The sequence below is a fragment of the Komagataeibacter rhaeticus genome (genome assembly GCF_011611525.1).
In the GTDB taxonomy this organism is placed as follows: domain Bacteria; phylum Pseudomonadota; class Alphaproteobacteria; order Acetobacterales; family Acetobacteraceae; genus Komagataeibacter; species Komagataeibacter rhaeticus.
The window spans coordinates 1,357,446-1,379,316 of record NZ_CP050139.1 but is presented as its reverse complement, the minus strand read 5'-3'; the positions used below and the strand labels follow the sequence as shown (position 1 = coordinate 1,379,316).

Annotated in this window: 19 protein-coding genes; 10 read left to right on the top strand and 9 right to left on the bottom strand. The window is 63.5% G+C overall.

The genetic code is table 11. The features are described 5' to 3' along the window. The first annotated feature begins 55 nt into the window (after positions 1–55). The gene (locus tag GWK63_RS06260; protein WP_039998743.1) at positions 56–703 is read left to right on the top strand and encodes a TetR/AcrR family transcriptional regulator; all 648 of its coding nucleotides are present in this window, start codon (positions 56–58) and stop codon (positions 701–703) included. A gap of 412 nt (positions 704–1,115) precedes the next feature. On the opposite strand, the gene GWK63_RS06255 is transcribed toward GWK63_RS06260, so the two are convergent. Next, entirely contained in the window at positions 1,116–2,897 is a 1,782-nt protein-coding gene (locus GWK63_RS06255) for an alginate export family protein (protein WP_112209965.1), read from the bottom strand. A 451-nt stretch (positions 2,898–3,348) separates the two neighbouring features. Between GWK63_RS06255 and GWK63_RS06250 the strand changes: the two genes are divergently transcribed. The 5 genes from GWK63_RS06250 to GWK63_RS06230 are packed head-to-tail and all read left to right on the top strand — an operon-like array spanning position 3,349 to position 7,567. After that, complete coding sequence (locus GWK63_RS06250) at positions 3,349–4,338, top strand: sulfate ABC transporter substrate-binding protein (RefSeq protein ID WP_034932666.1); 990 nt, start codon at positions 3,349–3,351, stop codon at positions 4,336–4,338. Then, complete coding sequence (cysT, locus tag GWK63_RS06245) at positions 4,335–5,201, top strand: sulfate ABC transporter permease subunit CysT (RefSeq protein WP_007398126.1); 867 nt, start codon at positions 4,335–4,337, stop codon at positions 5,199–5,201. Before GWK63_RS06250 ends, cysT begins: the two co-directional genes overlap by 4 nt. A gap of 14 nt (positions 5,202–5,215) precedes the next feature. After that, complete coding sequence (locus tag GWK63_RS06240) at positions 5,216–6,019, top strand: sulfate ABC transporter permease (RefSeq protein WP_007398125.1); 804 nt, start codon at positions 5,216–5,218, stop codon at positions 6,017–6,019. After that, positions 6,016–7,134: a sulfate/molybdate ABC transporter ATP-binding protein gene (locus GWK63_RS06235; protein ID WP_007398124.1), complete on the top strand. Its 1,119-nt coding sequence runs from the start codon at positions 6,016–6,018 to the stop codon at positions 7,132–7,134. The genes GWK63_RS06240 and GWK63_RS06235 overlap by 4 nt, the downstream gene beginning before the upstream one ends. Next, complete coding sequence (locus tag GWK63_RS06230; protein WP_007398123.1) at positions 7,118–7,567, top strand: RrF2 family transcriptional regulator; 450 nt, start codon at positions 7,118–7,120, stop codon at positions 7,565–7,567. The genes GWK63_RS06235 and GWK63_RS06230 overlap by 17 nt, the downstream gene beginning before the upstream one ends. A 138-nt stretch (positions 7,568–7,705) precedes the next feature. Here the strand turns inward: GWK63_RS06230 and GWK63_RS06225 are convergent, their stop codons facing one another. Further along, on the bottom strand, positions 7,706–8,992 hold the full coding sequence (locus GWK63_RS06225) for an NAD(P)/FAD-dependent oxidoreductase (RefSeq protein WP_034932630.1): 1,287 nt from the start codon (positions 8,990–8,992) through the stop codon (positions 7,706–7,708). A gap of 387 nt (positions 8,993–9,379) precedes the next feature. Between GWK63_RS06225 and GWK63_RS06220 the strand changes: the two genes are divergently transcribed. After that, complete coding sequence (locus GWK63_RS06220; protein ID WP_007398121.1) at positions 9,380–10,141, top strand: SDR family NAD(P)-dependent oxidoreductase; 762 nt, start codon at positions 9,380–9,382, stop codon at positions 10,139–10,141. A gap of 24 nt (positions 10,142–10,165) precedes the next feature. Here the strand turns inward: GWK63_RS06220 and GWK63_RS06215 are convergent, their stop codons facing one another. The 5 genes from GWK63_RS06215 to glpD form a co-directional block, all read right to left on the bottom strand. After that, positions 10,166–10,924, bottom strand: a complete 759-nt coding sequence (locus GWK63_RS06215) for a DeoR/GlpR family DNA-binding transcription regulator (RefSeq protein WP_007398120.1) — start codon at positions 10,922–10,924, stop codon at positions 10,166–10,168. Positions 10,925–10,956: 32 nt separating this feature from the next. Continuing rightward, a complete protein-coding gene (gene fbaA, locus GWK63_RS06210) occupies positions 10,957–12,063 on the bottom strand; it encodes a class II fructose-bisphosphate aldolase (RefSeq protein ID WP_034932632.1) in 1,107 nt (368 codons plus the stop codon). 48 nt (positions 12,064–12,111) lie between these two features. Beyond that, positions 12,112–13,098 (bottom strand): class II fructose-bisphosphatase, encoded by a 987-nt coding sequence (gene glpX, locus GWK63_RS06205; RefSeq protein WP_166498137.1) that lies wholly within the window; start codon positions 13,096–13,098, stop codon positions 12,112–12,114. Between the two features lie 35 nt (positions 13,099–13,133). After that, entirely contained in the window at positions 13,134–14,633 is a 1,500-nt protein-coding gene (gene glpK / locus GWK63_RS06200; RefSeq protein WP_007398117.1) for a glycerol kinase GlpK, read from the bottom strand. A gap of 90 nt (positions 14,634–14,723) precedes the next feature. Further along, positions 14,724–16,286, bottom strand: coding sequence for a glycerol-3-phosphate dehydrogenase (gene glpD / locus GWK63_RS06195; protein WP_007398116.1), 1,563 nt, complete (start codon positions 16,284–16,286; stop codon positions 14,724–14,726). Positions 16,287–16,731: 445 nt separating this feature from the next. On the opposite strand from glpD, the gene GWK63_RS06190 reads away from it, so the two are divergent. After that, the gene (locus GWK63_RS06190; protein ID WP_034932633.1) at positions 16,732–17,544 is read left to right on the top strand and encodes an MIP/aquaporin family protein; all 813 of its coding nucleotides are present in this window, start codon (positions 16,732–16,734) and stop codon (positions 17,542–17,544) included. A gap of 139 nt (positions 17,545–17,683) precedes the next feature. Here GWK63_RS06190 and GWK63_RS06185 read toward each other — a convergent pair whose 3' ends face one another. After that, a complete protein-coding gene (locus GWK63_RS06185) occupies positions 17,684–18,127 on the bottom strand; it encodes an Lrp/AsnC family transcriptional regulator (RefSeq protein ID WP_039998741.1) in 444 nt (147 codons plus the stop codon). A 142-nt stretch (positions 18,128–18,269) separates the two neighbouring features. On the opposite strand from GWK63_RS06185, the gene alr reads away from it, so the two are divergent. Together alr and GWK63_RS06175 are read left to right on the top strand one after the other, a co-directional pair. After that, positions 18,270–19,418 (top strand): alanine racemase, encoded by a 1,149-nt coding sequence (gene alr, locus GWK63_RS06180; RefSeq protein WP_007398111.1) that lies wholly within the window; start codon positions 18,270–18,272, stop codon positions 19,416–19,418. 34 nt (positions 19,419–19,452) lie between these two features. Further along, a complete protein-coding gene (locus tag GWK63_RS06175; RefSeq protein WP_007398110.1) occupies positions 19,453–20,709 on the top strand; it encodes a D-amino acid dehydrogenase in 1,257 nt (418 codons plus the stop codon). 114 nt (positions 20,710–20,823) lie between these two features. On the opposite strand, the gene GWK63_RS06170 is transcribed toward GWK63_RS06175, so the two are convergent. Further along, positions 20,824–21,786 carry a LysR family transcriptional regulator gene (locus GWK63_RS06170; RefSeq protein ID WP_007398109.1) on the bottom strand — a complete coding sequence of 321 codons (963 nt, stop codon included), beginning with the start codon at positions 21,784–21,786 and terminating at the stop codon, positions 20,824–20,826. Positions 21,787–21,871: the final 85 nt, after the last annotated feature.

Sequence of the window (21,871 nt, the reverse complement as noted above, 5' to 3'; positions counted from 1 at the left end):
TCCTGAAGGGCCGTCCTGCCCCGCTACAGGATGGACCTGCACGAGAGGATACTGAATGAAGCCCATCGCCACGCCCGATACCCCTCCCCGCCCCGGACTGCGTGAACGCAAGCAGGCCCGCGTGCGCGATACCCTGATTGCAGAGGCGATGCGCCTGTTTTCCGCCCAGGGGTATGACCAGACCACGGTGGATGAAATCGCGGACGCAGCCGAGGTTTCACGCCGCACGCTATTCCGCATGTTCGCAACCAAGGCCGATATCGTGCTGGCCTGGACACGCGGCATGACACAGGCCCTGACCGAGGCCCTGGCCGACTGCCCGGCCGACATGCCCCCCGCCGATGCGATGATGCATGCCTTTACGGCCCTTGTGCCCCATATTGCCGCCAACCGGCATGATACCTATGCCTTTGTCTACCTGATCGAAAAGACCCCTTCCCTGCAGAGCGTCAGCCTGCAGAAATACGGCAAGTGGGAAGACTGCCTGGCCGAAGGGCTGGCAAAGCGGATAACCGAACGCAAGAGCCGCAGGACCGCGGCGCGCCTTATGGCACGCGGTGGCATTGCGATTTTCCGCACGGCGCTGGATGAATGGATCAGGCTGCGCGGGCGGCCCGCGCTGGTGCCGCTGTTGCAGAAAACCTACGCGCTGCAGTCAACACTCTGGCCCCGGCCGGAACCGGTTGATGACATGGCGGATTGATTCAGCCCCTGACCGCGCAGACCGGCCATGCCGGGAATGGCCCGGCTACACGGACAGCCCGCAGGGGCCGCGCCGTGTTCAGTAACGGAAGATGGACGCCGTTGCCTCTGACAGATCCGCCCATGACACGCCACAGCCATAGGCCGTGCAGGCACAGCCGGACATGACAGCCAGGCCAAGCACCGCCAGCCCTATTTCATACCCCCTTGACCGAGTGTAAGTCCTGCCTGTCCAGAGCATGATTTTCCCCTGCTGGAACCGGTTAAAAGATTTTCTGGAACGGGCACCGCCAAGAACGCCGTGCAGGCTGAAGACACTCCGGACACCCGCTTTTTCAGCAATGGCTGAAGAACACCGTAATTTCAGAAAGGACGCTGTCCCCGGGTCCGTGTTTTCAGCCCGCCGGCTTCTGTCAGAAGCGGAACACGAAATTGGACTGGTAATAGGTCCCGCCTGATCCACCCGCCTCATTCAGGGCGCGCGAGGTCATGAAGCGCGAGACGTACTGTGTCCACGAGACATGGGTATTGATCTGCCACGCCACGGAAGCCTGTGGTGCCATACCAATGAACTTGCCCCGGAAATTGCCTGCGAATTTGTAGAACCCGGATGATTTGTAAACCGGATCATTCACACTGTCGCGCCAGAACAGCGGATACTTGATCTGTATGCTCACGGACTTGAACGGCGTAATACGGACCAGCGGCGCAAAGCTGATCAGGTTCGAGCCCGTCATGTAGGTCGTGGTATCAAGATAGTTGGTCTGCGGATTGAAGGGCGAGACATAGGTACCGATTGTCCCGCTCCGCTCCGACGCATTACCACCGGAATAGACATCTGTCTGGATACCGGCAAAGGCATTGAGCGCATTTTTGGGCAGGCGTGCCCCGACTACGGAGTTGATGGCATAGGCACTGACATTGCGCGCCGCATTGTTGCTGGCCTGGCGGAAGACCCCGCCCTGCCAGATTCCGCCCACCGAGAACTCGATCGGTCCCGCAACACCATGCCAGCGCATGCCGAAGTTGTTACGTGTGTTCGACCCCTTGACGGACGTGCCATTCGGGCCCGCAATGGCCCCGGCGGAACCATTGAGCTTATAGCCGATATAGAACGCATCAAGAAACGAGTACCCCTTCTGCCCCATGAAGGTGAAGTCCGGCGGCGCCCAGGTGGTATTGAAGCCATACAGGCGCGTGGCGTAGTTTTCAGTATCGTGAAACATCTTGTTTTCACTGTCGTATGTCTGCACGAAATCCCAGCCATCCACGCGGATGCGCTTCCAGACCATATAGGCCCGGAAACCGTCCCATGAGAGTGGCACGTTGGGGGTCTCACGATTGTACAGCATGTATGATGGCGCATCGAGAAACTGCTGCCGGCCGAAGATGAAGCCGCTTTTGGCACCCAGCATGGTCCACCGCGTCTCGACGAAGGCCTGCTGCGCATCCAGCCGCTTGCGGTAGGTCGAACCATAGCCATACCCCCCCCAGCCTGCGGCATCGGCATTGATCAGCTGCCCGAAAAAACGCAGGTGCGAGCCGATATGCAGGTCCGCCCCATACAGGTTGCGCACACCGAAGCGACCGGAATCATTAGGCTTCTGCGTGCCCAGCTGTGGCCTGCTTTCAAACCAGTTCCGCAGCCGTGTCTCGCCAGAGAAACTGATCCATACATTGCCGCTTCGGGTCAGGGGAATGTATTTCAGCACGTCAAACGGGTCATCGGACTTCTTCGTGTGCCGTAGCCGGCTCCAGTCCTCTGCCCAGGGGGCCACGCCATAGGTCCCGACCGGGCCAAAGCCCGCTGCCTCGCCATTGCCCCGGTTGAACACGCCCCAGTCATACTGATGGCCATTCTTGCGGTTTTCCGCGCCACTCATGCGCAGCGGCTGGCCGATCGGGTTGGCATGCGGATAGATCTGGATAGGGGGCCGGGGCTGGATATGGACAACCATGCTTTCCGGCTGTGATGTCGCCTGGATTCCCACCTGACCGGACTGACGCGCGGGTGTCAGCTCAGCCGCATGCGCGCCCTGCCCCAGCATGGCCGCCCCCGATGGCAGGCTGAGCAACATGGCCAGAACGGGAAAGTCGGCGGCCTTCCTGCCCGTCCGCACGACGTGGGCGCACAGGGCAAGCCTGCGGGAATTCCGGATGTTCGCGGTCGTGGCCGGGGTCAGGGAAGGCACCATAGTTACGCACCAGTTCGTCATATACGGATTTTATCCGCCGTTAAGCACTAAATATTTTCGTATTATACAGATAAGTTCGCGTCAATCGTGTATTATCATCGGCTTTCGGAAAGTTATCAAAAAAACTTCCCCCGCGGGTCGTTATTTTACTAACGTGCTGTTATTTAATGTTTTTGCTCAGATTCACCGAAAAGACAATGTGTCATAAAAATTACAGGACCATTTTTTTTGACGATTTAAAACGTGTTATTGACAGATCCACAAAGCCATCATACAGAATATATAGCGTATTTTTACAGTGATTTTTCAATAGGACGAATCACTGGCATTAAATATCGTCTCCTCCCTTCGGCATACCCGATGCAAACCGCTTCATATTCTCCATACTTCCTTATATAAAAAAGGAATATAAAAAGTGGCCAAACCATCATTCCCGACCCGGCGCAGCCTGATGCAGGCCACCTTCGCAGCCGCCGCCACCCTTGCCTTCCGCCCCCCGCAGGCCCGGGCGGCGACAGGGCTGCTGAATGTATCATACGACCCGACGCGTGAATTATATCAGGACATTGATACCGGGTTCACCCGCCTGTGGGCCAGCCAGCATGGCGGCGCGACCGTGCAGGTCCGTACGTCCCATGGCGGGTCCGGGGCACAGGCGCGCTCTGTGCTGGAAGGGGCGCCTGCGGATATCGTCACGCTGGCCCTGGCCTATGACATTGATGCCCTGGCCCATGCCGGCCTGCTGGCCACCGACTGGCAGAGCCGCCTGCCCCATAACGCCACACCCTATACCAGCACCATCGTGTTCCTGGTACGCAAGGGAAATCCCAAGAACATCCATGACTGGCCGGACCTGATCCGTGAGGGGGTGCAGGTCATCACCCCCAACCCCAAGACATCGGGCGGCGCGCGGTGGAACTACCTTGCCGCATGGGGCTGGGCACTGCGCCAGCCGGGCGGCACGCCAGAGACTGCGCGCGCCTATCTCAAATCCCTGTTTGCCCATGTGCCGGTACTGGACACCGGGGCACGCGGCGCCACCAACAGCTTTGTCCAGCGCGGCCTGGGTGACGTGCTGGTGGCATGGGAAGCCGAGGCCCTGCTGGCCACGCGCGAGATCGGGCCGGACCAGTTCGACATGATCGTCCCCCCCCTGACCATCCTGGCCGAACCGCCAGTGGCCGTGGTGGACCGCAACGCGCAGGCCCATGGCACGACGGAACTGGCGCGGGCCTATGTGGACTACCTGTTCAGCGATGCAGGGCAGAAAACGGGGGCGAAACATTATTTCCGTCCCGTCAACGCCGCCATCCTGGCGGAAAATCAGGACCGTTTTACCCCCACGACCACCTTTGACATCGCAAGCCTTGGCGGCTGGGCCAAAGTGCAGGCCACGCATTTCGCCGATGGCGGCCTTTTTGATGGCGTCTACACGAAATGAATCCGTCCCGTCCGTCCCCTTTCCCCGGCCTGCGGTGGCAGCGCGACCCGCTGCCCGGCTTCGGGCTGGGACTGGGCATGACGCTGTTCTGGCTGGGCACGATCGTGATCCTGCCCATGGTGGCGCTGGTTGTCCGGCCATGGGGCGAAGGGCTGCACAGCGGTCTGCGCGCCTTCGCCCACGCGGCGCATGACGGGCGCATGCTCGCGGCAATACGGGTCAGTTTTACATCGGCACTGCTCGCGGCGGTGGCCGACCTTGTACCCGGCCTGCTGATTGCATGGGCGCTGGTACGCAGTGACATTCCGGCGCGGCGGCTTATCGACATGCTGGTGGAACTGCCCTTTGCCCTGCCCACGGCCGTGGTGGGCATTACCATGGCAACGCTCTATGGCCCCAATGGCTGGCTTGGCGGCCCGCTGGCGCGGTGGGGGGTGCATGTCGCCTTTACGCAGGCCGGTATCGTGCTGGCGCTGATGTTCATCGGCCTGCCCTTCGTGGTGCGCACCATCGCCCCCGTCCTGCGCCACCTGCCGCGTGATGTGGAGGAAGCCGCTGGAATACTGGGGGCCAGCCGCCTGCAGGTGATCACGCGCGTCATCCTGCCCGCCCTGTACCCCGCACTGGTCACGGCGGCGGGCATGGCCTTCGCACGTGGCATTGGTGAATACGGATCGGTCATCTTCATTGCCGGCAACCAGCCCTACCATACCGAAATCGCGCCGCTGCTGATCGTCATCCGCCTGCAGGAATACGATACCCAGGGGGCGACACTGATCGGGTTCGTGCTGGTGGGGATATCGCTCCTGTCGCTTGCGGGCATCGGCCTGCTGCGCCGCCACCTGTCATACGGCACGGACTGAGGGGCTGGAACACGATGTCACGCCTGCTGTTTGCCCTCGTGGTCTACCTGCTGGTGGCCGTAATGGTGGTGCTGCCACCCGTACTGGTGTTCGCGGCCGCGCTTTCACACGGGTTACGGGTTGCCATGGCCACGCTGGCCGATCCCGATGCCCTGTCCGCCATCCGCCTGACCATGATCGTGACGGGTATCAGTGTGGCCATCAATACCGTGTTCGGCACCATGGCGGCGTGGACACTGGCGCATTTCCGCTTTCCCGGCCGCAACCTGCTGGTAGTACTGATCGAACTGCCGCTCAGTGTCTCGCCCGTGGTGGGGGGGCTGGTCTGGCTGCTGGTCTTTGGCACACAGGGATGGTGGGGGGCGGCACTGGAACGCTGGGGCCACCCCGTTCTGTTCGCACCACCGGGCATTGTGCTGGCCACCGTGTTCGTCACCTTCCCCTATGTCACGCGCACGCTCATGCCCATGCTCGCGCATAACGGGCGCGAGGCGGAAGAAGCCGCCGTGATGCTGGGTGCGAACCTGTGGCAGGTATTGTGGCATGTCACGCTGCCGGGCGCGCGGCTGGCGCTGCTTTCGGGCGTGCTGCTGACCACGGCGCGCGCCATGGGGGAATTTGGCGCGGTATCGGTCGTATCGGGCCATATTCCGGGCCTGACCGAAACCATGCCGCTGCATATCGAGACCCTGTACAACGGCTACCAGACGGTGGCCGCCTTTACCATGGCAGCCCTGCTCGCCCTTATGGCGATGGGTGTGGTCATGGCCCGCAACCTGACCGAACGCCGCCACGGGCGGACGGAGAATACGGCATGAGCGTTCAGCTGGAGCAGATCACCCACCGCAACCCGCGCAACGGGCGACCCATTGTCGATAATGTCTCGCTTGCGGTGGCCAGTGGCAGTTTTACCGCCCTTGTCGGCCCATCGGGTGCCGGCAAGACCTCGCTGCTGCGGATCATTGCCGGGCTTGACCCGCATCAGGCAGGCCATGTCTCGATTGACGGGACACGGGTGGATACGCTGGATGCCCGGGCGCGCAATATCGGTTTTGTATTCCAGCACTATGCGCTGTTCGCGCATATGAGTGTGGCGGCCAATATCGGCTTTGGCCTGTCCGTCCGCCCCCGTGGCCAGCGCCCGCGGCGTGATGTGATTGCCCGGCGGGTGGAGGACCTGCTCGATCTCATGCAGCTTTCCGGGCTGGGGGGGCGCCACCCGCATGAACTCTCCGGCGGGCAGCGCCAGCGCGTGGCCCTGGCCCGCACGCTGGCCACCGGCCCGCGCGTGCTGCTGCTGGACGAGCCGTTTGGCGCGCTGGACCCGCTGGTGCGCAGGCAGATCCGCGGCTGGCTGCGCAGCCTGCATGAACGGCTGGGGCTGACCACCATCCTTGTCACCCATGACCGGCAGGAAGCGGCCGAACTGGCCGATACGGTGGTGCTGATGCGCCATGGCCGCATCGTGCAGGCCGGCACACCCCAGGCACTGGAAGACACACCGGCCGATCCCTTCACCATGGCCTTCACCGGCGATCTGGTCCGCCTGGGTGGCCGGGTGGAAAACCATGTCTTCACGCCCGACCTGCCTGACATCCTGCCCGTTACCGCCCCGATTGCCGCCGGCCCGGCCGAACTGCTGGTCCGGCCTGTCGATATCGCCCTGCGCCCCGGGCAGGGACAGGCCACCGCCGTACTGCGTCAGGCACGTGGCCCGCTGGGACTGTATGACGTGCGTCTGGGCACGGACACGCTGCAGGTGGAAACGCTCATGCCCCCTGACCGTCCCCGCATCCTGCCGCACTGCGCGCTGGATGTTACGGCCGGGCGGCTGGCGCGCGACAATGCGTGGGCCAGCGTCGAGACCCCGCCATTCCCCGGCCCGCCGTCCATCCACCCGACAGGAGAGCGTATCCATGCACAGCATTCGTGAGCGCACCGCCATCGCCCTTGTCATCATGCTGGACGTGGCGTTCTACGGAACGGCGGAGCGGCCCGTCAGCACCATTGAAATCGCGGAACGCTCCAGTCTGGCGCGCCGGGGACTGGAGCCCATATTGCAAGGCCTGGCCCGCGCCGGGCTGCTGAAGGGCGTGCGCGGCCCGCATGGCGGCTACCGGCTGGCCCTGCCCGCGCGCGAAATCCTGCTGTCCGATATCTGCCGGATTGCGCTGCATGATGGTGCCCATGCGGCGGACAGGCGCCAGGGCGCGCTGTTCAATACCGTGATCCGGCCCTTCCTGGACCAGATGGACGGATTGCTGGCACATGAATACAGCAAGCTGACATTGCAAGATTTTGTGCGGCAGGCCGAAATGCGTGGCCTGACCCGCCCTGCGGCAGGCCCTTCCGCCTTCCATATCTGATGGCGGCGGCGCGGCGGTTTGTAAAAAATTGTCGGGTGCCGCCCTTTTTCCGGAAGGCGGCATTCCCTGAAGCTTTTTGAAAAAAGCTTCACCAAAAACTTTTGTTTTTCATCAATGCCCTGCTGGTGAAAAAACCGCTCAGTCCAGCCGGACAGAGGGGCGTACGAATACATCCAGCCAGTCCACCAGACACGAAATCGTGCCCCGCACCGGCCCGTACAGTTCAAACTGGTGCTGGCGATACAGCATGAGATGGACCAGCCGCGCCGACAGGCCATGCAGCCAGCCACCACCAAAAACCGTGCCACCGGGGAAGGTGCCCCAGCCATTATAGTCACCCAATGCGACAACCGCGCCCTTGTTATGGAAAGTAAAGGGGGGCAGCGGATTGCCGCTTTTCATCCATCCCGGCAGCACACGGGCCAGATGATGGGCCTGCTGGCGGGCGGCCTGCGCCGTGGGGGCCACGGGTTTCTCGGCAATGAAGGCACAGTCACCCATGGCGAAGATGTTGTCGTCCTCCATCACCTGCAGGCTTGGCCGGACCTCCAGCTGACCTGAGCGCGAGAGTTTGAGGCCGCCGAATTTACTGGTCACGTCCGGTGCCTTCACACCCGCAGCCCACACCCGCAGCGTGGCGGGCACGCGGCTGCCATCTTTCAGGATAAAGCCGTTCCCATCCGCCCCGCTGACCATGGCCCCCGCGCGCACGCTGACGCCAATCGCCTCAAGCTGCCTGACCGCCGCCGCCGAGACTGCCTCGGGGAAAGCGGGCAGGATACGGGGACCGGCTTCAAGCAGGGTGATGCGCAGCCTGGGCGGCTTGCGGCCAAAACTGTAGAGCGAGGCGAGATCAAGCGCCTTGTGCAGTTCCGCCGCAAGCTGGGTGCCGGTGGCCCCGCCCCCCACAATGGCGATATCCAGTTCCTGCCCGTTGGCGAACGCCCGCAGCAGTTCCATGCGGAAGCGGTCGTTAAAGCCGTTTGCATCGACCAGGTTGTCAATGAACAGGCAGTGCTCGGCCACACCCGGGGTCCCGAAATCATTGGCCCGGCTGCCGATGGACAGTACCACCGCGTCATAATCCAGCGTGCGGGCCTCGACCACCACTTCCCCACTCAGCCGGTCCCGGATCGGGGCAAGGGAAATGGTCCGGGCCGTGCGGTCCAGCGCCGTGATCTCACCAGGCCAGAATTCAAAATGGTGGCGGCTGGCCTGTGACATGAAGCTTATGCGGTCATTCTCGTTGGCGGCCGTGCCGGCGGCAAAGCAGTGCAGCATCGGCTTCCACACATGGGCGAAGCTTTTATCCACCAGCGTGATTTCGGCCTGCCCCGACCGCCCGACCGAATTGCCCAGCCGCGTGGCAAGGGCCAGCCCCGCCACACCGCCGCCCACAATCACGATCCGAAACTTCTGTGCCATCTCGATAATGCTCCAAACCCGCTGGCCGGTGTTGCCGCACGCTGGCAGAACCCCCGGCCCGCTCCAGCCATGTAAACCACTCTGGGCGTGAGCATAGGCCATCGCCCCCCGGCCTGAAACACGCGGCCGGGCAATTTCATGCACGAATATGTAATGACACGGTGCAATGGCATGTCCCGTCCCGCGCCGGAATGCGGAAAACCCACGCATGCGGCGGGCTGATCAAAAGAACCCGATCAGCCCTTGCCGCCCATGCCCACACCTGCCATGCCAGGCCCCGGACGGGCAACGCCCCTGCCCCCACCGCGTTAACCGGCCTGATGCGCCGTAACAGCCAACCGCGCGCAAGGGACCTTTACCCCGCTGTCACCTGCAACAGGAGAAAACATGACTGCCACCCCGAACGGACGTATCCAGGGCAAGGTTGCCGTCATTACCGGTGCCGCCAGCGGCATCGGCCGGGCCACGGCCGAGCGTTTTGCCGCCGAGGGCGCGAAACTGACCCTGACCGATCTCAATACCGACGCACTTGATGAGCTGGTCAGCCAGTTTGAAAAAAGTGGCGTATCCGTCATCGCGGTGCCCGCCGATGTCACGAGCGAAGCGGACATCCAGCGCGTCATGCACGAAACCATGAAGCAGTTTGGCCGGATTGACATCCTGGTTGCCAATGCGGGCGTGATCCCCGAAGCCGACCTGGCATCCGCCACGGCAGAACTGTGGGATCATACCATGGCGGTTGACGCACGCGGCATGTTCCTGTCGTGCAAATATGCCGCAGCCGAGATGGTCCATGCCGGACAGGGGGCGATTGTCTGCCTGTCCTCCATTTCCGCCTTTGCGGGGCAGAAGGGCCAGGCGGTCTATGGCCCGGCCAAATTCGTGGCCTCCGGCCTGACCAAGCACCTTGCCATCGACCTGGCGGACAAGGGGGTGCGCGTCAATGCCGTGGCCCCCGGCACCATCGATACGCCAGCCGTGGCCGGAATGGATGCGGAGGGAATCCGCAAGGTGGTGGAGATGCACCCGATGGGCCGCATGGGCAGGCCGGCCGAAGTGGCCAGCGCCATCCTGTTCCTGGCATCGGACGATGCCTCCTTCATCACCGGCGCGGTCCTGCCGGTCGATGGCGGCTACCTGGCCCAGTAGGGCCAGCCCCGGCCGGGCCGCCCTTCAGGCGATATGCACTTCCACATCATGCTCACGCAGCATTTCGGATATCCGTTCGGAGGGCTGGCGGTCGGTAAAGAAACCATGGACGTGGGACAGGTGGCCCAGCCGGCCCATCGGCCTGCGGCCGAACTTGGTCTGGTCCGCCAGCAGGTAGACACGCCGGGCATTGCGCATCATTGCCTGCGCCACGCTGATCTCATCGGCATCAAAGTCGAGCAGCGTGCCGTCCTCCTCTATCCCGCTTATGCCGATCACGGCAAAATCGGTGCGGTACTGTTCAATGAAGGTACTGGCGGTGGAGCCGGTAATGCCCCCATCGTAAAAGCGTACCTGCCCGCCCGTCACGATGACCTGAAAATCGGTCTGGGCCGAAAGCGGGGTGGCCACATGCAGGTTGTTGGTAATGATCCGCAGTGCCTTGTGCCGCCGCAGCGCCTTGGCAAAGGCCTCGGTTGTGGTGCCGATGCTGACGAACAGCGATGAATTGTCGGGGATATGCCGGGCGGCAAGGTGGCCGATGGCCTCCTTGGCCCGACGGTTGAGCACCTGCCGCTCGGAATAGGCGATGTTCTCGACCGACGAGGCCAGCCCCGCCCCGCCATGATGCCGCGCCACCAGCCCGCGACGGGCCAGGTGGTTGACGTCACGCCGTATGGTCTGGACGGCAACGTTCAGCCTCTGGGCCAGTTCCTCATTCGAGACATAACCCTGCGTACGCACCAGTGCGGTAATTTCGTGGTGACGTTCTTCTGCCGACACGTTGCCTTTTTCCCCTTACGCCGGTTACTTGCTCAGACCACGCGCGCAACGGTGCGCCCGGTGGCACCCAGATCGGCAAAGGAGCGTTCCAGCCGCTCCACGATGCCCATCTCCCCCACGCGCAGCCACTTGCGCGGGTCATACAGCTTCTTGGTCGGCTTGCCGGTGCTGGGCGCGATCTGGTGGCTGAAGGCCTCGGCATGTTCGTGCACGTAGCGGCCGACGCTGCTGGCGAACGCGAACTGGATGTCGGTATCGATGTTCATCTTGAACACGCCATACGACACGGCCTCGGTAATCTTGGCCTGTTCGGACCCCGAACCACCGTGGAAGACCAGCGCCAGCGGCTTGTCGCCCCGCCCCGTGGCCGCGGCCACGGCCGCCTGCGAATTGCGCAGGATCTCGGGCCGCAGCCTGACATTGCCCGGCGCGTACACGCCATGCACATTGCCAAAGGAGGCGGCAATGGTCACGAAGCCCAGCGGGGACAGGGCCTCATAAGCCTTCAGCACATCCTCGGGCTGGGTGTAGAGATGCGCGTTGTCGGCCCCGTCATCCAGATCGTGGCCAATACCGTCTTCCTCGCCGCCGGTCACACCCAGCTCGATTTCCAGACCGATGCCAAGCGGGGCCATGCGGCGCAGGAAGGCGGCGCATTCGGCGATATTGTCTTCCAGCGGTTCGGCCGAAAGGTCGATCATGTGCGAGGAGAACAGCGGCTGGCCGGTTTCCTTCACCGCCTCCTCGCTGGCGTCGATCAGGCCGGATATCCACGGCAGCAGCTTGCGGTCGGCATGATCGGTATGCAGGATCACACACACGCCGTAAGCCGCCGCCACGGTATGGACATGACGGGCCGCGGCCACCGCCCCCAGCACGCGGGCCCGTGCCGCATCTTCCATGCCTTCGCCCGCATAGAACCGCGCGCCACCGTTGGAAAGCTGGATGATCACATCCGCCCGGTTGCGCGCCGCCGCTTCCAGCACGGCGTTGATGCTGTCCGTGCCCACCACGTTCACCGCCGGCAGGGCATAGCCCTCGTCACGGCAGGTTTCCACCAGACGGCGGTAGTCGGCACCGGTCACCACGCCGGGCCTCAGGCCCAGGCGGGCGGAGGCAGTGGTCGCTGTGTCAGTCATGTCGTTCCTCTATTGCGTGTTATTGTTGTTATGCAACGGATGAAATGTTCACCAGGTCTTGGTCTGGTAATCGTGATGGCCCTCGACAAAGCGGATGGTGCCGGACTTCGAGCGCATGACCAGCGAATGCGTGACCGTGCGCACGCCCGAACGGCGGATGCCGTGCAGCAGCGCCCCACCCGTAACACCCGTGGCGGAGAACAGGACATCACCACGGGCCATGTCCTCCAGCGCCAGCTTGCGCGAGGGATCGGCGCCGGGATTCATCCTGCGCGCGCGTTCGATCTGGCCATCGTCCTCGAACATGAGGCGGCCCTGCATCTGCCCGTGCACACAGCGCACGGCGGCGGCGGCCAGTACGCCTTCCGGCGCGCCGCCGGAGCCGACATACAGATCGATTTCACTGTCCTCGAGGCAGGCCGCGATGGCGGCCGCCACATCCCCGTCACTGAGCAGTGTCACACGCGCGCCGACCGCGCGGGCGCGGGCAATCAGTTCCTCGTGACGTTCACGGTCCAGCGTGCAGACCATGAGTTCGGACACGTCACGCTTCTTGGCCTTGGCCAGGGACTTCAGGTTGGCCTCGATGCTGCTGTCCAGATCCACCACGCCTTCGGGCAGGTAGGGGCCGACCACGATCTTGTCCATGTAGATGTCGGGGGCATGCAGGAAGTTGCCGCTTTCCGCCAGCGCCAAGACAGTCAGGGCGTTGGGCAGGTTCTTGGCGCACAGGTTGGTGCCTTCCAGCGGGTCCACGGCAATGTCCATGCCGGGGCCACCCGCACCCACCTTTTCCCCGATGAACAGCATCGGGGCTTCATCCATCTCACCTTCGCCGATGACAACGGTGCCGTTGATGGCAACCGTATCGAAGGCACGTCGCATGGCCTCCACCGCCGCGCCATCGGCTTCGTTCTTCAGGCCGCGGCCCGTCCAGGCGGAGGCGGCGACAGCGGCCGCTTCCGTCACGCGGACAAGTTCAAGCGCAAGATTGCGATCCGTAACCTGATAGGGATTATGCCGTGTGGAGGTCATGAAGCACTCTTTTCCTATGTTCTGGTATTCGTGGGTCAGGCGGCTACGGTGGAGCTGAGCGTGCGGCGCACCGCCAGATGCCAGCCCGCCACCATACTGTCGCGCTGGGCCTTGTCCATTGTCGGGCGGAACAGGTGCCCGCGCGTCCAGGTGCCCTCCAGTTCGGGGATGCTGCTCCATACGCCCGTGGCCAGCCCCGCCAGGAAGGCCGCCCCCAGCGCGGTCGTCTCGACCTGCCGGGGACGTTCCACCGGGGTCTGGAGCATATCGGCCAGGAACTGGCAGAACCAGTCATTGACCGACATCCCGCCATCAACACGCAGTGCGTTCAGCTTTCCGCCGCCGTCCTCGCGCATCGCCTCCATCAGGTCCAGCGTCTGGTAGGCCACCGATTCCAGGGCCGCGCGCGCGATATGGGCCGCGGTCGAACCCAGCGTCATGCCGCAGATCAGGCCACGGGCGTCGGGGTCCCAGTGCGGCGCGCCAAGGCCCACGAAGCCGGGCACCATGTACACGCCATGGCTGTGCGGCACGCGGGTTGCCATGTCATCGGTCTGGGAGGCATGGGTGATCAGGCCCAGCCCGTCACGCAGCCAGCGGATGGCCGCACCGGCCACGAAAATCGAGCCTTCCAGCGCATAGACCGTCTCGTCACCAATACGGTAGGCGATGGTGGTCAGCATCCGGTTTTCGGAATTGACGGGCGTGGTGCCGGTGTTGAGCAGCGCGAAGCAGCCGGTGCCATAGGTTGCCTTGGCGGTGCCGGGCTTGAAACAGGCCTGGCCGACCATGGCGGCGTTCTGGTCGCCTGCCATGCCGGCCACTTTCAGCGGTTCACCAAACAGGTCGGCTTCCGTCTCACCAAAGATCTCGCTGTTGGTGCGGACTTCGGGCAGGATGGCGCGCGGCACGTTGAACAGGGCCAGAAGCTCGTCATCCCACGCGCAGGTATGGATGTTGAACAGAAGCGTGCGCGAGGCATTGGTCGTGTCGGTCGCGTGCACGCGGCCGCCGGTCAGCCGCCACAGAAGAAAACTGTCGATGGTGCCGCAGGCCAGTTCACCACGCTCGGCGCGCGCGCGCGCACCTTCCACATTGTCCAGTATCCACGCAATCTTGGTGGCGGAAAAATAGGGGTCGAGCAGCAGGCCCGTGCGCTCGCGCACCAGGGGTTCGTAACCCTGCTCGTGCATGCGCATGCAGACCGGCGTCGTGCGCCGGTCCTGCCAGACGATGGCGCGATGGACGGGGCTGCCAGTCTTGCGGTCCCATACCACGATCGTCTCGCGCTGGTTGGTGATGCCGATGCCCGCGATGGTGGCGGGACCGCCCACCTTCGCTATGGCCTCGCGTGCGGTGGACAGCACGTTGGACCAGATTTCCTCCGCATCGTGCTCCACCCAGCCCTGATTGGGGTAATGCTGGGCGAATTCGACACGGGCAACGGACAGCGCCGCGATATCGCGGTCGAACACGATGCTGCGGGTGGACGTTGTTCCCTGGTCAATAGCGAGAATTCTGTTCTTCTTGTTCATTATTTTCTCCTGCCCATGCGGGCGGATTCTGGTTTGTGGCCACGGGCGGCAGACTGCCACCCGCGACCGTCATGCCGCCGCAGCCGCCCGTTACGGGGCCGCCTTTGCCGCAACCGGCTGGCGGCCACGCAGATAGGCATCCAGCCGGCCCGCGTCCTCATCCGTCACATGCAGGCCAAGGCGGGAACGGCGCCACAGGATATCCTCGGTGGTCTGGGCCCATTCATGCGCGATCAGGTATTCCACCTCACGCGCCGTAAGCCCGCCGCCAAACTGCTCGCCCATATCCGCCATGCTGCGCGCATCGCCCACGATCACATCGGCACGCGAGCCATAGTTGCGCACCAGCCGCCAGCACAACTGCTGGTCAAGGAAGGGGGCCTTTGCCGCCAGACGGGCAAGCGCGCCTTCGAACCCGCCCTCACCCAGGTCACCGCCGGGCAGCACCTTGTCCGCCGTCCAGCCCGGCGCGGACAGGACCGGCAGGAAAGGCTGAAGCTTCTCGATCGCATGTTCGGCCAGCCGGCGGAACGTCGTGATCTTGCCACCGAAGATGGAGAGCATGGGCGCCTGGTTGCCCTGCGTGTCCACATCCAGCACGTAATCACGCGTCACGGCCGACGCGTTCTTGGCCGCGTCATCATAGAGCGGACGCACGCCGGCGTAGCTCCACACCACATCATCGGGGGTGACGGGCTTGGTGAAATAGCGGCTGACGCTTTCACACAGGTAGCTGATTTCCTCGGGCGAGATCTCGACGCGGCCGGGCGCCTGCGTCCATGGCACGTCGGTCGTGCCGATCAGGGTGAATTTCTGCTCGTAGGGAATGGCGAAGACAATGCGCTTGTCCGGGTTCTGCAGGATATAGGCCTGTGGCCCGTCAAACAGGCGCGGCACCACGATGTGGCTGCCCTTGACCAGACGCACGTTCTTGGTGGAATCCACCTGCGCGCGCTCGCGCAGCACTTCGCTCACCCACGGGCCACCGGCATTGACTACGATCCTGGCCCGCACGGTCTGCTGGCTGCCATCGCGCGTGTTCTCGATCACGGCCTCCCACAGGCCATCAACACGCCGGGCCTGCACCAGGCGGGTACGCGTGCGGATATCGGCTCCGCGCGCCTTTGCATCCATGGCGTTGAGCACGACAAGCCGGCTGTCCTGCACCCAGCCATCGGAATAGGCGAAACCGCGCGCCAGCTTGCCATTGAGCGGCTTGCCCGCCGAGCTTGTGCGGAAATCGAGCGACTTGCACTTGGGCAGCGTCATGTTGGGGGCAAGGTGATCATACAGGAACAGGCCAAGGCGCAGCATCCACGCAGGCCGGGCCTGTGGCGTGTAGGGCAGCACGAAGCGCATGGGCCAGATGATGTGCGGCGCGATGCGCAGCAGGCGTTCGCGTTCGATCAGCGCCTCGCGCACCAGGCGGAATTCATAGTATTCCAGATAGCGCAGGCCGCCATGGATCAGCTTGGTGCTGGCCGATGAGGTGTAGCTGGCCAGATCGTCCTGCTCGACCAGCAGGACGGAGGCACCCCGCCCTGCGGCATCACGCGCGATACCGGTGCCGTTGACGCCCCCGCCCACGATCAGCAGATCGAACGGGCTGCCCTGTGTGGGGGGGGAGCGGAATGTTTCGTCCATGGACGCCATAATGGGTGTTCCTCCTGATACGGATGTTCGTAAACGAACATGATGCGCGCTTCAAGGGGGAAAGCGCACATGCCACCTGTCGTTCCTTAAAATATTTTCTATTCTGTTTATTAATAAGCCAGCCATAAATTCGCCATTACCTGCATTTCATATGAATCTGTATTTTTGTGCATGTGCGAAATCGCGCATGCCGGATGATACCCATGCCCCCATCAATGGCCGTTCCCGAACAGACCGGCCCGCCACCCCGAATCCGCAAGGTTGGAGAGGTTGAATGAAATATATTGAAATACATGGAAAAAGGAGATCCGCCTACCCGACCTGTCGCAGCACCCTCTTCCCCCACCCGCCATGTTCGTTTAAGAACATCCGGGGACTGGAAAAAGGCCAGAAGGCACACAGCCCCTTCCCATCAAATGATAATAAAAGAATAAAGTGGGCTAATATGTTGAAAAACAGACAATTCCTGGGGGAACTGATCGCGGAATGCATCGCGGTGGCCATCATTGTCATGATTGGCGATTCCGTGGCCGCGATGTATGCGCTGTATGACCCGAGCCCCTACAAGCTGGCCTACTGGGGCGTATGCATTGTATGGGGGCTTTCCGTCACCATTGCCATTTACATTACCGGCAGCGTATCGGGCACGCATGCCAATCCGGCCGTATCGGTGGCGCTGGCGCTGTACCGCGGTTTTCCGTGGCGCAAGGTACCGGCCTATTGCGCGGCCCAGATCCTGGGGGGTGTGATCGGCGCGGCGCTGGTCTATACACTCTACCAGCCCGTGATCGACCATTACAACCAGCTGCATGCCCTGACCCGTGCCGATGGGGGGGCCGCGGGCGTGTTCTTTACCCATCCGGGCGAATTCATAACCCCGTTCCACGCCTTTGTGGACGAGACGATCCTGACCGGGCTGCTGGTCTTTGGCATCTTTGCCGTCACATGCGAATACAATACCGTCGCCCCGCAAGCGAATTCGGGCGCGCTGATCATCGGGCTGCTGGTGGCCAGCATCGGTGCGTGCTCGGGCTATCTGGAAGCATGGGCCATCAATCCCGCGCGTGACTTCGGCCCGCGCCTGTTCTGCTTCCTGGCCGGGTGGGGAGACTCCGCCCTGCCCGGGCCGGACCACTTCTGGTGGGTGCCGGTTGCCGGGCCGGTGCTGGGGGGCGTACTGGGGGCGGGCTGCTACCAGTTCCTCATCCGGCCCTTCATCCCCCGCCAGGCCAGCCCGGCCGTCCCGCCCGTGTCCTGACGCGCGGGAACTTCCCCATCTGCCGGCCCCGTGCCGGCAGGCTACCCGAATGCGCCCGCGTACCGCAGGCCCACGCTGCCCTGACAGAGGGAACCACCCGGCCCCGTCTTCCGGTCATGACGGGGCCGGGTACGCCGGTTCAGCGTTGGACGACGGTGCGGATGGCAAAGTTGCTCTGTATGCGGGCCACGCCGGGCATGCGGGAGAGTTCTTCCTTGTGGATGCGTTCGTAATCGGCCGCGTCGCGGGCCTCGACCCGCACAAGATAATCCGCATCCCCCGTCATGAGATAGCATTCCCGCACATCGGCGCATTCACGCACGCGGGCCTCAAAGCGGCGCAGGCATTCCTCGGTCTGGCGCTCAAGCGTGATCTGCACGATCACGGTCGTCATGCCGTGGATCGAGCGCTCATCCACCAGGGCGCGATACCCCCGGATCACACCCTCCTTTTCCAGCATGCGCACCCGCCGCAGGCACGCGGAGGGCGACAGGCCCACCCGCTGCGCCAGTTCGGCATTGCTCATCCGCCCGTCATGGCGGAGGTTTCGCAGTATGGCATCGGTCATCCGGTCGAACGGCATGGTGAATTTTCCGCTTCTTGTCGCATATCATTGCGTACCAGAGACCATGAATTGCATGATATTGCATTGAACGACAGGACATTTCATTAACCAACGCATACGATCAATCCTGTTCCGCCTTGGACGATGGAGTTCGCCGCGCATGACCGACCTGCCTTTTCCCATACCCGCCACCGGGTGGGCGGCCCCCGGCGCCGGGGCCATGCTGGAAATCAGCCTGGGCGCGGTGGCGGCCAATTACCGCCTGCTTCGCGCGCGTACGGGACAGGCCACCTGCGCCGCCGTGGTCAAGGCGGATGCCTACGGTCTGGGGGCGCATCAGGTCGCACCCGTGCTGGAACAGGCCGGGGCGAAGGTCTTTTTTGTCGCCCATCTGGAAGAGGGCATACGCCTGCGGCCCCATGTCAGCCCCACGGCGCAGATTTTTGTCCTTCACGGTCCCATGCCCGGCACGGAGCGGGCGTTCACCCATCATGCCCTACTGCCCGTGCTTAACAGCATGGAGCAGATCGCGGGCTGGCGGGCGCATGCGTCAAAGGCGCAGCACGCGCTGCCCGCCGCCCTGCAGGTTGATACCGGCATGTCCCGTTTCGGCCTGTCGGATGCGGATGTCACGGCGCTGGCCGATACCCCGGCCCTGCTGGACGGGATCGAGACCCGGCTGGTCATGAGCCACCTTGCCTGTGCCGATACGCCCGCCAGCCCCGCCAACGCCCTGCAGCGCGACAGGCTGCGCGCCATGGCCGCGCGCCTGCCGGCCGCCCCGCTGGCGCTTTCGGCCTCATCAGGCATCTTCCTGGGGCCGGATTACCATTTTGACCTGGTACGGCCCGGTGCCGCGCTGTATGGACTGGCCCCCAACGCGGACGCCCCGAACCCGCTCCAGCCCACCGTGCGGCTGCAGGCGCGCATCGTCCAGCGCCGCACCATCAAGGCGGGCGATGGCGTGGGCTATGGCCTGACATGGCACGCCAGCGGCCCGCGACGCATTGCAACACTGGGCATCGGCTACGCGGATGGCTTCCTGCGCCAGGGCGCCAGCAATGGCGGCTGCGCATGGCTGGACAGTTACCGCCTGCCGATCCTGGGCCGGATTTCCATGGATTCCACAACGGTGGACGTAACCGGCGTGCCGGAAAGCGTGCTGGACCAGGCCACCCATGTCGACATGATCGGTCCCCGCCGCAGTGTGGATGACGTCGCGCACGCGGCCGGCACCATTGGCTACGAGGTACTGACCGCTCTCGGCTCCCGTTTCCATCGCGTCTACCTGCCGGCGCAGGCGGCGTGATACGTTTCCACCCGCCACAGAAGGCACGTTTGCAATGAAGATCATCGTTCTGGGTAGCGGTGTCGTTGGTGTGACATCGGCATGGTATCTGGCACAGGCAGGCCATGAGGTCACGGTTGTCGACCGCCAGCCCGAAGCCGGGCTGGAAACCAGTTTCGCCAATGCGGGACAGGTCTCGCCGGGTTATTCCTCGCCATGGGCGGGGCCGGGCGTGCCGTTCAAGGCGCTCAAGTGGCTGCTGATGAAATACCGCCCCTTCGTGTTCTGGCCCATGCCCGATCCGCATCTGTGGAAGTGGCTGGTACAGATGCTGGAAAACTGCAACACCCCGGCCTATGACCGTAACAAGGGCCGCATGGTCCGCATTGCCGAATACAGCCGCGACGTGATGCGCGACCTGCGCGCCAGCACCGGCATCACCTATGATGACCGCCAGCAGGGCACGCTGCAGGTCTTTCGCACGCAAAAGCAGATGGACGGCATTGCAGGCGATATCCGCGTGCTGGAACAGTACAACGTGCCCTATGAACTGCTGGGCCGCGCCGACTGCGTGAAGGCCGAGCCGGGACTGGGCGTATCCGCGCACAAGATCGTGGGTGGCCTGCGCCTGCCGGGCGATGAGACGGGGGATGCCTTCCTGTTCACCCAGCGCCTTGCGGCCAAGGCGGCGGAAGCAGGCGTGACCTTCCATTATGATACACGCATCCGCACCATGACGGCCGAGGGTGGCCGCATCACCGGCGTGGAAACCAGCCGGGGCCGGATGGTGGCGGATGCCTATGTCGTATCGCTGGGCAGCTATTCACCGGCCATGGTACGCAGCCTGGGGCTGGACCTGCCCATCTACCCGGTAAAAGGCTATTCGCTGACGGCCGACATCATCAACGAAAAGCAGGCCCCGGTTTCCACCATCATGGACGAGACGTTCAAGATCGGGATCACCCGCCTGGGCAACCGGGTCCGTATTGGCGGCACGGCGGAACTGGCCGGGTTCAGCACATCGCTGCGCGCCCCACGACGCGAGACGCTGGAGCATTCCGTGACCGACCTGTTCCCCGGTGGCGGGGACATTGCCGGGGCAAGGTTCTGGACCGGCCTGCGCCCCATGACACCGGACGGAACCCCCATCATCGGCCGCACGCGCTACGACAACCTGTTCCTCAACACCGGCCATGGCACGCTGGGATGGACCATGGCGTGTGGTTCGGGCAAGGTGCTGGCCGATATCATGTCCGGCCGCATGCCCGACATCCCGCATGAAGACCTGGGTATCGTGCGCTACGGCCAGTAAGATACCATTAAAAAACGACAGGCCTTTCCGGGTGCCGCCTTTTTTAAAAAAAGGCGGCGTTCCCTGAAGCTTCTTGAAAAAAGCTCCACCTGAAACCTCTTTACGGTTTTACGGCTACACGCCTGCAATACCCGTCGTCACGGGGGAGAAGCCCTCGGGCGGTCCCTCCCCCCGCTGGCGCACCACACGGTACACCGTGCCACGCAGCCAGCGGTGCACGGGGTCACTGTCGCGCCGGGGATGCCAGGCCTGGAACGAACGCACGGGCGGCAGTTCGAAAGGGAATTCGAACTCGGCCAGATGCATCGAGCGGATGGGCAGGTAGTCAATGGCAATGCCCGGCAGCGGCAGGATCATGTCCATCATGCGCAGGGTCTCGACCATGGCGTAATAGGTGGGCACGACCATCACCACACGGCGCTTCAGCCCGTAACGGTCCTTCAGCACCGTATCGATCGGGCCATACAGCCGCCCCCGGCGTGATACGCTTATATGCTCGTATCGCACGATGGAGGCGGGCGTGATGCCTTCGCTCAGGATGGGGTGGTCAGCACGCACCAGCGCGCGGAAGGATGTGGGGAACAGGCTCTGCCGGCGGATTTCGGGGCGCATGTCATCACTGGCGCCCAGATACAGGTCCACCCGGCCTTCACGCAGGTCATCACTGGGTTCCTCATCCGTTTCGGGGGCGAAGGTAATGGTGCATCCGGGACAGTCCTGACGCAGCGCGGTCAGGATGGCCGCACCGAACGCCCCCACGATCAGGTCATTCGCCCGCAGGGTGAAATGCGGCGCAAGCCCGGCCAGGTCTGGCGTCTCCTGCTCTTCCAGCAGGGCGTCCGCCCCCTTTACCAGCGCCTGCACCCGCTCGCGCAGGCCCAGCGCAAAGGATGTGGCCACCATCCGCCGCCCTGATGCCACCAGGATCGGGTCACCAAACACCACGCGCAGCTTGGCCAGGCTGCGGCTCATCGCCGCCTCGCTTGTATGCAGCCTGCGCGCGGCATGCGAGACCCCTTCCTCCTCGATCAGGACCTGGAGGCTGCGCAGCAGGTCAAGATCGTAGCCTTTTCTCATGCGCCCCGCGTTTTCATCCCTTCCGGACCGGCACGCAGCCGGCCCGGCCATTACAAAAAATGCCGTCTCCCTGCCCTAACATGGG